Raw genomic sequence first — 13,616 nt, forward strand, 5'->3', positions numbered from 1 at the left:
ACCACCTAATTAATTTAAAGGGTTTATGGAGTATATAAAATTGTCATACCATCATCTTAACTTTGAAGATCGTACTGCATTAATGCTTGAGTCAAGAAAAGAAGGCTTTTCACCCAGAAAATTTGCTGAACTTATTAAAAGACATCCTAGTACGATCTATCGTGAACTTAAAAGAAATAGCATCAATGACGTTTATCAAGCTCGATATGCTTCTGATAACACCTTCGCTAGACGTAGACGTGGTCACAGAAAACTCAAAATCGACTCAATCCTCTGGAGATTTATTGTTGAAGCGATCCGTTGTTTATGGTCTCCTCAGCAAATATCGAAGCGTTTAAAGACATTTTCTGATTTGGATCAAACAATGAATGTAAGCCATACAACGATTTACTCAACTATACGAGCATTACCAAAGGGTGAGTTGAAAAAAGACTTATTATCCTGTCTGCGTCATGAAAATAAAAAGCGAAAAGCTAACGGTGAACCTAAAAAAGATTCTATATTACAGGATATTAAAACTATTCATGAGCGCCCAGCTGAAGTTCAAGAAAGAAAAATACCGGGTCATTGGGAGGCCGATTTAATTAAAGGTAAAGACAATAAAAGTTCGATAGCAACACTTATTGAACGAAATACACGGCTCTGTATCTTGGCAACATTACCTGATGCAAAGGCAGAATCAGTGCGCAAGGCTTTAACTGAAGCTCTGAAATATTTACCTGCAGAACTGCGTAAAACGTTGACCTATGACCGTGGACGTGAGATGTCAGAACATAAAATACTCGAAGAAGATTTAGGCATAGATGTATATTTCTGTGACCCACATTCACCATGGCAAAAAGGCACATGCGAAAATATGAATGGTTTAATTAGGCAATATTTACCTAAAGGGATTGATTTAAATCAGGCAGATCAGCATTATTTAAATCAAGTTGCCATGTCACTGAATACTCGTCCTAGAAAAGCGTTAGATTGGCTTACACCATTAGAGAAGTTTGCTCAGCTTGTTGATTATCATAAGGCTTTTGAAACTGTCGCACCTCATGTTTGAATTCGCCTAGATATGTATTTCTATTTATTATGTATAAAACTAACTGAATAAAAAACCCACTCTAGAGCTAATGCCAGTCAGTTAAGAGATTGACTGGCATTTTTTTGGGTATTTCTGTGGTTTCCCTTTCACAACTCGTGGGTAGTTTCTACTTCTTTTTTTCGGTAAAACATACCTTTTAGATTTTTCCATTAAACTTTCTAGATGTTTAGGCAAATTGCCTGCGGAAGCCAAAGAATCAAACTTCAATAGGTTAAGGATAGCAATAGAGGTAATATGAAAGCTCATTCTCAAAGGACTGACTTTTGCACGTTGAGCCATATATTTCATTTGTCTTCTTAGAATATTATAGGCAATAAAGACTCCCCATAACTCTTGATAAATCAAGGTAGGTTGTTTACTCCTTAAATGCTTCCCTTCCTGTAAGTTACTCTTGATTTCTCGGTAACACATTTCTATTTCCCAACGCTGGGCATAGAGTTTTGCTAAAGCTAATAATGGATATCTCTTTGAATCTATTAGTGAAGTGATATAACGTCTAATCTTACCTGCCTGCTCAACCTCAATGAGACGTGCTTCCCAATAATCTCCTAAGGCTGGATTAAGTTTTTTAGCTCTTGTTGATATCGGCATTCTAATATGAAAGTCATGTTGCGAATTACGCTCCACAATCTCATACCGTAAATTATCTTTTGCACGCATAAGCCAATGACTTTCTTCTGCACGTTTTTGCCACCCGATGAGAAAATCTGCAGAGAAATAGGCTCGATCAAATAGGGTAATACTGTGTGAACAAGGAGATAATTGGCTTGCCAGTGTGAGTTCACCTTGATCCATACTGCCTATTTGAGCATCTATAATTTCATGGGTCGCGGTATTTACTAAGCAGGTTGCTCTCACTTGTGGATAAGGAGCATCAGCAGTTTTTCCTTTAGATGAACCAAAGTGTGCAAAATTCTCATCTGTATAAGGCATAGACCAAACAACACCATCAACAGCGCACACACTCAGACCGTGAAAGTTTGAGTATTGCTGCTGAGATTCTTCAAACCAGGCTTGGCTAAGTAAAGAAAATAGCGCATTTAAAGGTTCTGATCCTAAACGTTGTCGTGCTTGTACTACTGCGCTAGGAACACAATATTCTGTTGTACCAAATACAAGTTTTAGTTGTTCTACGACATATCCGATAGGTTGATTTCGAAATAAAGCGAGTCCAATGACAAGCCATACCACATGTTCAGCGGGTAACTTCCTTCTTCTAATTGATGCCTTACCTGTTTGATTCAGACTTTCCTCAATCCAGTTGAAATCAATAAATTCACTAAAATGGCTAAGTGAAGGTAAAGAATGTTGAAGGGTGCAATCTAAATTTTCAGATAAAGTCATAAAAAAAAATGAGCGTATTTACATACACTCATTTTTACTACATTTTACTAATATTTGCTTAACTGACTGGCATTACACTCTAGAGCGGGTTTTTTATTCCAAAGCTAATTAGTATTAACCAATCAATTTCTTCATCAATTCATTCACCTGAGCAGGGTTAGCCTTACCACGTGATGCTTTCATCACCTGACCAACCAGACCATTAAAGGCTTTCTCTTTACCAGACTTGTACTCATCTACCATCTTCTGGTTCGCAGCAAGCACTTCTTTAATCATTGCTTCAATCGCGCCTGTATCAGTTTCCTGCTTCAGACCTTTCTCAGCAATAATTTCGTCCGCAGTTTTGCCTTCTTCCCACATAAAGTTGAACACCTGTTTCGCGATCTTACCGCTAATAGTGTTGTCCACGATACGTGCGATCATGCCGCCTAGTTTCTCAGCAGAAACCGGGGAATCAGCAAGGTCAAGGCCAGCTTTGTTCAGGGCACCTGAGAATTCACCCATCACCCAGTTCGCAGCAATCTTACCTTGAGCAGCACCGCCAGCAGCTTTTACCACATCTTCGTAAAACTCTGACATTTCACGAGTCAATGTAAGCACGTGAGCATCGTACTCAGTCACACCGAAGTCTGCTACGAAACGTGCACGACGTGCAGCAGGTAGCTCAGGCATTTGTGCTTTAATCGCTTCGATCTGTTCGTCTGGAATGATCACAGGTAACAGGTCTGGGTCCGGGAAGTAGCGGTAATCGTTCGCTTCTTCTTTCGAGCGCATTGAACGGGTTTCCATCTTCGCAGGGTCGAACAGACGAGTTTCCTGATCGATTTCACCACCCCATTCCAGAATTTCCATCTGACGTTCAATTTCAACATTGATTGCCTGTTCAATGAAACGGAATGAGTTTAGGTTTTTCAGCTCACAACGGGTACCAAACGGTTCACCCGGACGACGTAAAGATACGTTACAGTCGGCACGGAACGAACCTTCTGCCATGTTACCGTCAGAAATACCTAACCAGCGTACCAGCGTGTGAATCGCCTTGATATAAGCCACAGCTTCTTCAACAGAACGCATATCCGGTTCAGAGACGATTTCCAGCAGTGGAGTACCAGCGCGGTTCAAGTCGATACCAGACATGCCTTCAAACTGGTCGTGAATCGATTTACCGGCATCTTCTTCAAGATGCGCACGAGTCACACCAATGCGTTTCACGGTGCCATCTTCAAGCTGGATGTCGATATGGCCCAAGCCCACAATCGGGTTGTCCATCTGGCTGATCTGGTAGCCTTTTGGAGAATCCGGATAGAAGTAGTTTTTACGCGCAAATACAGAAGCCTGGTCGATGTAAGCATCAATACCCAGACCAAAGCGGATTGCAAGATCAACCACTTCTTTGTTCAGCACTGGCAGTACGCCCGGCATTGCCAAATCCACTAGGCTCGCCTGAGTGTTTGGATCATTACCAAATTCAGTTGATGAACCGGAGAAGATTTTAGATTTAGTCGCAAGCTGAGTGTGAATCTCGATACCAATAACGACTTCCCAACCATCAATCAGGTTAGATTTTGGTTTAGCAGCGTTTTTAGCCATTATGCATTCTCCTCAGCAATTGCAGCGCGTTTTGTATGCCAATCGGTTGCCTGTTGATACTGGTGTACTACAGACAGCAATTGAGATTCAGACCAGTAGTTACCAATCAGCTGTAAGCCAACTGGCAGGTTGTCCTGGTCAAAACCAACAGGTGCGCTGATTGCAGGAAGACCTGCAAGGTTAACCGCGATGGTGTAGATGTCACCCAGGTACATTTCCACTGGAGACAGGTTGGCACCGATCTTGTAAGCCGTTGTTGGTGCAGCAGGAGCAGCAATCACGTCGACTGATTCAAATGCTTTCAGGAAGTCTTGTTGAATTAAACGACGGACTTTTTGTGCTTTCACATAATATGCATCGTAATAACCGGCAGACAGGGCATAAGTACCGATCAGGATACGACGCTGAACTTCAGGGCCGAAACCTTCTGAACGGGAACGTTTGTACAGGTCCATGATGTCTTTCGGATCTTCACAGCGGTAACCATAACGCACGCCGTCATAACGTGACAGATTCGAAGATGCTTCCGCAGGTGCGATCAGGTAGTAAGTCGGTACATAGGCTTCAGTCATGTTGAGGTCAATCTCAACCAGAATGGCACCCATTTCTTCCAGTTTTTTCAGTGATTCTTCAACACGCGCTTTTACGTCAGCAGCCAGACCAGCCACGTTGAAGTACTGTTTAGGAATACCGATGCGTAAGCCTTTCACAGACGTGCCATTCAGGTTCGCAACGTAATCATCCACGTCTTTTTCAACTGAAGTTGAATCTTTCGCATCGTGACCTGCCATCACATTCATCAGATAAGCACAGTCTTCAGCAGAGCGCGCCATTGGACCACCTTGGTCCAGTGATGATGCGTAGGCAATCATGCCGTAACGTGATACACGGCCATACGTTGGTTTAAGGCCAGTCAGACCACAGAAAGAGGCTGGCTGACGGATTGAACCACCGGTATCAGTACCGGTTGCAAATGGAGCTAGGTCAGCAGCGACAACGGCTGCAGAGCCGCCTGAAGAACCGCCAGGGACGTGATCGAGTGCCCAAGGGTTTTTGGTCGCGCCATAGTAAGAAGACTCGGAAGTTGAACCCATGGCGAATTCGTCCATGTTCACTTTACCAAGCGTCACCAGGCCCGCAGCTTTACCTTTCGCTACAACGGTCGCGTCGTAAGGAGAAATAAAATTGTCCAGCATTTTAGAACCCGCAGAAGTTCGGATGCCTTGGGTACAGAAAATATCTTTGTGGGCAATCGGCACACCGGTCAGCACGCCTGCAGTGCCAGCACGACGCAGTTCATCTGCAGCATCAGCCTGTGCCAGTGCCTGCTCGGCAGTGACAGTCACATAGGACTTCACTTGAGCATCTACTTTTTCAATGCGCTTTAAGTAATGTTCAGTCAGTTCGCGCGATGAAAATTTAGCTTGTGCCAAACCTTCGGTAAGTTCACGAACTGATAGGCGGTGTAAATCTGTCATGAGAAATAATTCTTTACGTTTAATTTAATAAAAAGAATGAACTGGGTAGTAATTACTCAATCACGCGTGGAACCAGGTATAAGCCGTCCTGTACAGCAGGCGCTACGGCTTGGTATTCATCACGATGGTTGCTTTCAGTCACCGCGTCTTCACGTAATGGCTGTGGATGGTCGAAAGGGCTCTTCAATGGTTCAACACCGTCAGTATTGATACCTTTCAGCGTTTCCATCATGCCTAAAATTTTATTTAAACTTTGAGCATATTCAGTAGATTGCGTATCATCCAGAGATAACCTTGCGAGGTGTGCAATCGCTGAAACTGTTTCTGCATTTAAATCTGCAGAATGCTGTGCATCCGATGTAGACATAACATTACCTAATCAGTATTAAAAAAAAATCAAATTATCATGCGTTATGATAAGCGATTGACTTGTCCAAAGCATCACATTTAGTTAAAGTTGCCACCTTGCGTCCATATAAAGTTTAATTGAGAACGTCCCCGTGATTCTAAAACGACTAATAGGCTTGTTTTCGCCAGATCTAGCCATTGATTTAGGTACTGCAAATACACTTATTTATGCGCCAGGACGAGGCATTATATTAAATGAACCGACGGTTGTAGCAATCCGTCATAGTGGTTCACAGAAAATTGTTGCTGCCGTAGGTCTTGACGCGAAACAAATGCTTGGTCGTACCCCGGCAAATATTTCAGCAATCCGTCCGATGAAGGATGGCGTGATTGCCGACTTCGAAGTAACTGAAACGATGCTGAACCAGTTCATCGGTAAAGTTCACGAAAAACGTTTATTTCCACCAGCGCCACGTGTTGTGGTGTGTGTACCGTGTAAATCTACCCTGGTTGAACGCCGTGCAATCCGTGAAGCAGTGTATAACGCTGGCGCGCGTGAAGTTCGTCTGATTGAAGAGCCAATGGCTGCAGCCATCGGTGCTGGCATGCCGGTAGAACAGGCATGTGGTTCAATGGTTGTAGATGTGGGCGGTGGTACTACAGAAATCGCGATCATCTCGCTGCAGGGCTGTGTCTATGCAGACTCGCTGCGTATCGGTGGTGATGTATTTGACGAACAGATCATCAATTACGTGCGTAAAGCGCATGGTTGTGTGATTGGTGAAACCACAGCAGAAACCATCAAGAAAGAAGTGGGTATGGCACTTCCAGATGAAGGTGCGAAACCACTGGAAATCGAAGTTCGTGGCCGTAACCTCGCAGAAGGTGTGCCTCGTGCAATTACCGTGACTTCTGATGAAGTGACTCAGGCGATTGCTGATCCGCTACAAAATATCGTGTCTGCAGTAAAATCTGCACTGGAACAAACGCCTCCTGAACTGTCTTCTGACATCGCTGAGCGCGGGATCGTGTTGACCGGTGGTGGCGCATTATTGCGTAACCTGGACAAGCTGCTTGCCAAAGAAACTGGTCTGCCAGTGGTCGTTGCAGAAGATCCACTATCCTGTGTCACCCGTGGTGGCGGTAAGGTGCTCGAATTCTTCGACAACCCAAATCATGACATGTTATTCGTAGGCTAAGAACAGGACACGGCGGGTGCAAACACATCTGTTTTCTAGACAACCGCCATCTTTTCGCTCATTCATCATTGCGTTGGTGACCTGTCTGGTGGTGCTATTCTTTGACTGGCGCATGCCACACCTGGTTCAACCTGCAAGGGAAGTGCTGAACGCGGCATATAATCCGATTTATGCTTTGGCCAGCTATCCTGTACTGTCGCGAGAATGGCTGAATCAACAAACCAAGTCTGAAGCCCAGTTGCGTCGCGAAAATACCGCGATGCGTGCTGAGCTGCTGCAGGCTCAGGTTCGTCTGCAAAAAATTGCAGAACTCTCTGCTGAAAATACCCGTCTGCGCGGTCTTTTAGACACGCCGTTAATTATTGATGGCCGTATGGAAATTGCCGAAGTGATTGGGACAGATCCTGATCCTTTACGGCATATCATCGTGATTAACCGTGGTTCTAACAGCCAGCTCCGCGTTGGGCAGACCGTATTGGATGACAAGGGGATTATGGGGCAGATCATCAGTGTCTATCCGCATAGTAGCCGCGTCATGCTGCTGTCAGACAAGGAACATTCACTTTCAGTGCGTTTGGAACACACCGGCATGCGTGCCATCGTCTCGGGGACGGGTGATCTGGGGCGTCTGAAAATGGAATATGTGCCAACCAGCGCTAACATCAAGGTGGGCGAGAAGGTCTACAGTTCCGGTCTGGGTCAGCATTTCCCGGCAGGTTATCTGGTCGGCACCATTTCCAAAGTACAACGACATAATTCCGGGGAATTTGCCCAGATTGATGTGACACCTGCAGCCCAACTGGCTGGCGGTCATCATGTGGTGGTGCTATTCTCTGACTCATTAGCGATGGAGCAACCGTATGTCGATCGCTAAGATGCAGCCCAAAACCCATCGTGATCCACTATTTCCAATTATTATTTCGGTGATTGTGGCCTCGGCGCTGGTGGTTTATCCCTTATCCTATTCAGTATCTGGATGGCGTCCGCAGTTTATGCTGATGGTGATGCTGTTCTGGGTGCTATGCCAGCCGACCTGGTGTGGGGTGTGGTTCGCGTTCAGTACCGGAATTTTCCTGGATCTGCTGATGGATGCACCGTTGGGCCTGAATGCATTAAGTTTTATTATTATCGCCTTTATGGCACGGTTCCTCACTCGTGAACGCCGGATCTTAACGTTTGGCAATCTCTGGGTAATTACTACCTTAGCACTGATCGCGCATCTAATGATTACCTTTTTTGCCCAGGTGCTGAGCGGTGAGCATTTCTCGATTCCACGTCACTGGCTGCCGCTGCTGACCAGCGTGGTAATCTATCCGGTCATTTATTATCTGCTAAGAAAATGGCGCATCTGATTCTGGCTTCCAGTTCACCTCGACGCCGTGAACTGCTACAGCAATTGGGACTGGAATTTGAAATCTACAGTCCCCATATCGATGAGTCGGTTCTTCCGGGTGAGACGGTGGAAGCCTATGTCGAGCGCCTGGCCAGAGCCAAGGCTGATGCGGTAGCCGAGCGTTATCCTGAGGCCATTATCATTGCGGCGGATACCAGTCTTAGTGTGGATGGCGAGATTCTGGGTAAGCCAGAATCAAAACAGCACGCCTTTGAAATGTGGGCAAAAATTTCCGGCCGCAAACACGATGTGTTAAGCGGCGTTTGCGTTCGCACAAAAAATGAAAAATACAGTATAGTGGTACGAACACAGGTTGAATTTCAATCACTAACCACCCATGATATGGAAAGTTATTGGGCAACAGGTGAACCGGTTGGAAAGGCAGGCGGCTATGCTATTCAAGGCATTGCAGCGCGCTATATTCCTGCGATACAGGGGAGTTATACCAATGTAGTCGGTTTGCCGCTATATGAAACGGTACAGTTATTACAGACGGTTAAGGCACTAAATTAACTGCTGCAAAAGAATTCTTATAATGTTTTGAGTGTTGTTATGTCTGACGAGTTGTTGATTAACGTCACACCGATGGAGTGTCGTGTGGCGTTAATTGAAAACGGCACGGTGAACGAACTGTTCGTCGAGCGTACCGCAAAGCGCGGTCTGGTGGGGAATGTCTATAAGGGCAAGGTCGTCCGTGTGCTGCCCGGCATGCAGGCGGCTTTTGTTGATATTGGTCTGTCCCGTACCGCCTTTTTACATATCAATGATATGGTCTGGCCACGCCAGCAGCCGACGCCGAATGTATTTGAACTCCTGCAGCCGGGTCAAACCCTGACCGTCCAGGTGATGAAAGACATGCTCGGCACCAAGGGCGCACGCCTGTCCACTGATCTGTCTATTCCATCCCGTTATCTGGTTCTGATGCCGTATGGCAACCATATTGGTGTCTCCCAGCGTATCGAAGATGAAGAAGAGCGTAACCGTTTACGTTCCATCATTGAGCGCATTCAGGAAGAGCATAAGCTGCCGGGTTCAGTGATTGTCCGTACCGCGGCGGAAGGCATTGAAGAAGCTGAAATCGCGCAGGATATGGCTTATTTGGCCAAGCTTTGGGAATACATCCAGCGCAAGCAAAAAAGTGTGGTAGTGCCTTCGCTGATCTTTGAAGAACTGCCATTACCGCAGCGTGTGATTCGCGATCTGGCCAATGAAAACACTGCGAAAATATATGTCGATTCACGTGAAATTCACGGCAAGCTGACCGAGTTTGTGGATGAGTTCGTGCCAAGCATGAAGGATCGTCTGCTGCATTATCCGGGTGAGCGTCCGATCTTTGATCTGTATAACGTTGAAGATGATATCCAGAAAGCGTTACAAACCCGTGTGGCTTTAAAATCTGGCGGTTATCTGATGATTGACCAGACTGAGGCCATGACCACGATTGATGTCAATACTGGCTCTTATGTTGGCGGCCGTTCGCTGGAAGACACCGTGTTCAAGACCAACATGGAAGCGACCCAGGTCATTGCCCGTCAGCTGCGTCTGCGCAATCTCGGTGGCATCATCATTATTGATTTCATTGACATGCAGGAAGCCTATCATCGTGAAGAGGTGATGAACCAGTTTGTGAAAATGCTGGAACGTGATCATGCCAAAACCAAGATCACCCAGGTATCTGAACTGGGACTGGTAGAAATGACTCGTAAGCGTACCCGCGAATCTTTGGAACACTTACTTTGTGAGTCTTGCCCGACCTGTCAGGGACGCGGTTATGTGAAAACAGCCGAGTCGGTATGTTACGAAATCTTTCGGGAAATCCTGCGTTATGCACGCGCTTATGAGTCACAGAGTGGCTTTACTGTCGTCGCGCATCCATCGGTGATTGATCGTCTGCTGACTGCAGAAGCGCCAGCTGTCGCAGATTTAGAGCATTTCATCAAACGTGTAATTAAATTCCAGGTTGAAAATTTATACACGCAAGAGCAATACGATATCATTCTTAGCTGAAATTGTAACAGAATGTCGTAAAACCCTTGTTACAACTGAAGTTTTACAATGTCCTGTGAATTTTGAATACTAGATTCATCAAGTAGCCAAAGCCGATCTCCCAGTATTTTTGGCTTAGCAAACACGAGGTGAGTCATGAGTATAAGTAAAGCGGTATTAAATAAAGGCCTAAAACACGTATTAGAACCTAAAAAAACTGTACACGCGGGGTACATTGTCGATGAACGCGGGAATGAAGTGCAGATTACTTCCTCTATGATCCGTGCAGTCTGCCATCAGTTGCTGAAACAATGCCGTACGGTAAAAAGTTAAGATTCTAAATTTGTGACACGGTCTGAATAAAAAATAATCAAATAAAAATAAAAGGGGCTGCAAAGCCCCTTAATTTTTGCGTGAAAGAATTGGCAAAAATGCTCATACCAATTTTTTACTGAAAACCTCAGTCGGAATCATCCATTATCCGGCTGCGGCCACCAGCTTTGGGGTTTTATCACCATCGACAATCCGTTCAAAACGCTGGATTTCGTCCTCTAAGTGAGTCAGCAGATTCTGCATTTTTGGCAGGGCATTTCGGCAAGCGGTTAAGCCAACTTCCAGTTTATCCATATAGCTGGTCATGGTGATATTCAGTGCCTGACCGTCCAGCACGATTGAGGCTGGATATAATGCTTCTAGACGTGCGCCATTCCAGTACAACGGTTCTTGTGGACCTGGTACGTTAGAAATCACCAGGTTAAATGCCTGACGTTTTGGCATGAGGCCAGAGGCGATATTTAGGCCAGCCGCACCATACACAAAGGCACTGTAATTCAGGATCTGATTCGCGGTCATACGCTTAAAGCGTTCTTTGGCATTCAATACGCTGCGGCGTACGATTTTCAGACGCTCCAGTGGGTCTTCCTTATGCGTACCCAGATTCGCCAGAATCATGGTAATACGATTCGAGACATCGGAATCATCGCTACGTACCGAAGCAGGTACCATGGCAATTAGCGGTTTCTTCGGTAAGGCATCCTGAGTGATCAGGTATTCACGTAGCGCACCGGAGCAGATCGCTAGCACGATATCATTAATAGTTACGCCAAGTTCTTTAGAAATATGGCGCAGACGTGAGAATTCAAAAGACTGTGCCGCAAATCGGCGTGAGGCGGTAATCCGCTGATTGAGAATGGAAGGCGGTGCCTGGAAGCTGGAAACATAATCCGGGTTACGTCCCATATCTTTGAGCACGGTTTGCGATAATTCATACAAGACGCGCGGTGTTGATTCTAACTGTCCCTTAATGGTCGATAATGTGCCTTTTAGTCGGCTGACTTTAGGTGCTTTTAAACGCTTAGCACGCGGGCTTTCTACACACCATAGCGGGACAATGCTTTTCGTATTTGGATCATGGGAGAGAGATTTTTCAACCAGACGCATGCCGGCAATCCCATCGACCATGGCATGATGAATCTTGAAGTACATGGCAAAACGATTGCCTTCAATGCCTTCAATCAGGTGGCACATCCATAATGGCTTAGCGCGGTCAATCAGGGCACTGTGTTCCTGTGAAATATAAGTCAGTAATTCACGGATACGGCCAGGTTTCGGCAGGGCGATATGACGGAAATGATGATCCAGATCAAACTGATCATCTTCGTCCCAGAACAAACCGTTTAAATAATTATTGAAGGGTGGAATGGGCATCGATTTGGAAGTACGGATATCTTTGACCAGATCTTGAATAAAAGTTGCAGGTGCATTTTCTGGAATCTGAAATAAAAAAAGACCACCTACATGCATAGGTTGTTGCCGTTTTTCTAATGATAAAAAAATTAAATCAATTGGATGTAATGGACGCATAGCGTGGATTGCCTCACTGCACTCTATAGCTCTTCTCTTTCTGAAAAGCCTTGTTAGAATTATTGCTTTAGTTCACAAAGTATAGCGGTTTTAACATATATGTGAACTGCTTTCTCTGATCGGATCAGCAAAATAAGTAGCTATTGACAAGCACTTAAAACTATTCCTAAGTCCATGAAATGTGAAAATTTTAGTTTTATATTTGCGGAATAAAAATAGATTTTTTGTAATTTGAATAAAGCCTATCTACATAATCATCTGCGATTTATAAAATTTTATTAATCTATATTTCACATTTTTATGCCAGTAAATCAATCGACTAACAGTTTAGAAATTCTTTAAATATTAAAATGGTACTTCCCGATAAACGGTAAATATGGATGATTTCACCTTGAAAATAAATCCAGATATGAAATAAAAAAAGCTGTCTTTAAAAAATGACAGCCTTTTAGATGGACTTAAAGCCAGCTTATTTTTTCAGGTTGCCGGCGTGCAGCCCACATTCTTTGTGAGTAGCTTCTTCCCACCACCAGCGGCCTTCGCGTTCATGCTGGTTTGGCAGAACAGGTCGGGTACATGGTTCACAACCAATGGAAATAAAGCCTTTTTCATGTAGTGGATTGTATGGAATTTCCATCATACGGATGTAGTTCCAGACATCAGCACTGGACCAGTTGGCTAAAGGATTATATTTGATCAGCTGTTTGCCTGGGCCAGAAAAACCAGCATCAGCCTGAATGACTGGAATTTCATTACGGGTACCAGGGCTTTGATCCTTACGTTGACCAGTAATCCAGCCATCCAAAGTGGCCAGTTTTTTACGTAATGGCTGAACCTTACGGATACCACAACATTCTTTGTGACCATCTTCATAGAAACTGAACATGCCTTTCGTAGTCGTCAGATTCTGTACGGCTTCTGCTTCAGGGAAACAGATCTCAATGTCGATGTTATAGTGTTTACGCACCTGATCAATAAACTGATAGGTTTCAGGGTGCAAACGTCCAGTATCCAGACTAAACACACGGAAGGGTTTGCCCAGATGTGAAGCCATATCAATCAGTACGACATCTTCCGCACCGGAAAATGAAATCGCAATTTCACCGGGCTGGCTCAGGGCAAGTTCCAAAATTTCACTTGGAGATTTGTCTGTATATTCAGATGCAAGCGCATCTACCATATCAATAGTAGGAATAGTGGTCATGAGAATCCTGGCGATATAGGCTTGGAATAACTCTGCCTATATTAATTAATTTCACATCTATTTTAATAGAATAGAATTAGTCACCTTATCACTAAAAAATAAATGCTTATGAAAAAAA

General features: G+C 44.7%; 13 protein-coding genes. 7 read left to right on the forward strand and 6 right to left on the reverse strand.

All coding sequences use genetic code 11. From position 1 onward, the window contains the following. The first annotated feature begins 82 nt into the window (after positions 1–82). A complete protein-coding gene (locus ABEF84_RS04225) occupies positions 83–1,051 on the forward strand; it encodes an IS30 family transposase (RefSeq protein ID WP_257218617.1) in 969 nt (322 codons plus the stop codon). Between the two features lie 81 nt (positions 1,052–1,132). On the opposite strand, the gene ABEF84_RS04230 is transcribed toward ABEF84_RS04225, so the two are convergent. From ABEF84_RS04230 to gatC, 4 genes are all read right to left on the reverse strand, one after another. Continuing rightward, positions 1,133–2,437, reverse strand: a complete 1,305-nt coding sequence (locus tag ABEF84_RS04230; protein ID WP_347453003.1) for an IS4 family transposase — start codon at positions 2,435–2,437, stop codon at positions 1,133–1,135. Between the two features lie 114 nt (positions 2,438–2,551). After that, positions 2,552–4,027 (reverse strand): Asp-tRNA(Asn)/Glu-tRNA(Gln) amidotransferase subunit GatB, encoded by a 1,476-nt coding sequence (gene gatB, locus ABEF84_RS04235; RefSeq protein WP_034585455.1) that lies wholly within the window; start codon positions 4,025–4,027, stop codon positions 2,552–2,554. Continuing rightward, complete coding sequence (gatA, locus tag ABEF84_RS04240) at positions 4,027–5,505, reverse strand: Asp-tRNA(Asn)/Glu-tRNA(Gln) amidotransferase subunit GatA (RefSeq protein WP_034585452.1); 1,479 nt, start codon at positions 5,503–5,505, stop codon at positions 4,027–4,029. The genes gatB and gatA overlap by 1 nt, the downstream gene beginning before the upstream one ends. A gap of 52 nt (positions 5,506–5,557) precedes the next feature. Then, entirely contained in the window at positions 5,558–5,872 is a 315-nt protein-coding gene (gene gatC / locus ABEF84_RS04245; RefSeq protein ID WP_347473766.1) for an Asp-tRNA(Asn)/Glu-tRNA(Gln) amidotransferase subunit GatC, read from the reverse strand. A gap of 133 nt (positions 5,873–6,005) precedes the next feature. Here gatC and ABEF84_RS04250 point away from each other — a divergent pair, with 133 nt between their 5' ends. The 6 genes from ABEF84_RS04250 to ABEF84_RS04275 all read left to right on the forward strand — a co-directional run bounded on the left by ABEF84_RS04250 (position 6,006) and on the right by ABEF84_RS04275 (position 10,764). Further along, on the forward strand, positions 6,006–7,052 hold the full coding sequence (locus ABEF84_RS04250) for a rod shape-determining protein (protein WP_034585448.1): 1,047 nt from the start codon (positions 6,006–6,008) through the stop codon (positions 7,050–7,052). Between the two features lie 16 nt (positions 7,053–7,068). Then, entirely contained in the window at positions 7,069–7,926 is an 858-nt protein-coding gene (mreC, locus tag ABEF84_RS04255) for a rod shape-determining protein MreC (RefSeq protein WP_347473767.1), read from the forward strand. Then, complete coding sequence (gene mreD, locus ABEF84_RS04260; protein ID WP_034585444.1) at positions 7,913–8,404, forward strand: rod shape-determining protein MreD; 492 nt, start codon at positions 7,913–7,915, stop codon at positions 8,402–8,404. The genes mreC and mreD overlap by 14 nt, the downstream gene beginning before the upstream one ends. Further along, entirely contained in the window at positions 8,392–8,958 is a 567-nt protein-coding gene (locus ABEF84_RS04265) for a Maf-like protein (protein ID WP_034585442.1), read from the forward strand. The genes mreD and ABEF84_RS04265 overlap by 13 nt, the downstream gene beginning before the upstream one ends. Positions 8,959–8,997: 39 nt before the next feature. Further along, on the forward strand, positions 8,998–10,452 hold the full coding sequence (gene rng, locus ABEF84_RS04270; protein ID WP_347473768.1) for a ribonuclease G: 1,455 nt from the start codon (positions 8,998–9,000) through the stop codon (positions 10,450–10,452). 135 nt (positions 10,453–10,587) lie between these two features. Next, complete coding sequence (locus ABEF84_RS04275) at positions 10,588–10,764, forward strand: PA1571 family protein (RefSeq protein ID WP_171077677.1); 177 nt, start codon at positions 10,588–10,590, stop codon at positions 10,762–10,764. 144 nt (positions 10,765–10,908) lie between these two features. Here ABEF84_RS04275 and ABEF84_RS04280 read toward each other — a convergent pair whose 3' ends face one another. Next, positions 10,909–12,294 carry a wax ester/triacylglycerol synthase family O-acyltransferase gene (locus ABEF84_RS04280; protein ID WP_034585437.1) on the reverse strand — a complete coding sequence of 462 codons (1,386 nt, stop codon included), beginning with the start codon at positions 12,292–12,294 and terminating at the stop codon, positions 10,909–10,911. A gap of 469 nt (positions 12,295–12,763) precedes the next feature. Beyond that, on the reverse strand, positions 12,764–13,498 hold the full coding sequence (locus ABEF84_RS04285; RefSeq protein ID WP_034585435.1) for a phosphoadenylyl-sulfate reductase: 735 nt from the start codon (positions 13,496–13,498) through the stop codon (positions 12,764–12,766). Positions 13,499–13,616: the final 118 nt, after the last annotated feature.

This window comes from Acinetobacter sp. ANC 7912, from assembly GCF_039862785.1.
Taxonomy (GTDB): Bacteria; Pseudomonadota; Gammaproteobacteria; order Pseudomonadales; family Moraxellaceae; genus Acinetobacter; species Acinetobacter thermotolerans.

What these genes read in the sequence shown, in the direction of transcription:
- mreD (WP_034585444.1), top strand. Translation starts at nt 7,913, where the DNA reads ATGTCGATCGCTAAGATGCAGCCCAAAACCCATCGTGATCCACTATTT.
- ABEF84_RS04280 (WP_034585437.1), bottom strand. Translation starts at nt 12,294, where the DNA reads ATGCGTCCATTACATCCAATTGATTTAATTTTTTTATCATTAGAAAAA.
- ABEF84_RS04265 (WP_034585442.1), top strand. Translation starts at nt 8,392, where the DNA reads ATGGCGCATCTGATTCTGGCTTCCAGTTCACCTCGACGCCGTGAACTG.
- gatB (WP_034585455.1), bottom strand. Translation starts at nt 4,027, where the DNA reads ATGGCTAAAAACGCTGCTAAACCAAAATCTAACCTGATTGATGGTTGG.
- ABEF84_RS04230 (WP_347453003.1), bottom strand. Translation starts at nt 2,437, where the DNA reads ATGACTTTATCTGAAAATTTAGATTGCACCCTTCAACATTCTTTACCT.
- gatA (WP_034585452.1), bottom strand. Translation starts at nt 5,505, where the DNA reads ATGACAGATTTACACCGCCTATCAGTTCGTGAACTTACCGAAGGTTTG.
- rng (WP_347473768.1), top strand. Translation starts at nt 8,998, where the DNA reads ATGTCTGACGAGTTGTTGATTAACGTCACACCGATGGAGTGTCGTGTG.
- gatC (WP_347473766.1), bottom strand. Translation starts at nt 5,872, where the DNA reads ATGTCTACATCGGATGCACAGCATTCTGCAGATTTAAATGCAGAAACA.
- ABEF84_RS04225 (WP_257218617.1), top strand. Translation starts at nt 83, where the DNA reads ATGCTTGAGTCAAGAAAAGAAGGCTTTTCACCCAGAAAATTTGCTGAA.
- ABEF84_RS04285 (WP_034585435.1), bottom strand. Translation starts at nt 13,498, where the DNA reads ATGACCACTATTCCTACTATTGATATGGTAGATGCGCTTGCATCTGAA.
- ABEF84_RS04275 (WP_171077677.1), top strand. Translation starts at nt 10,588, where the DNA reads ATGAGTATAAGTAAAGCGGTATTAAATAAAGGCCTAAAACACGTATTA.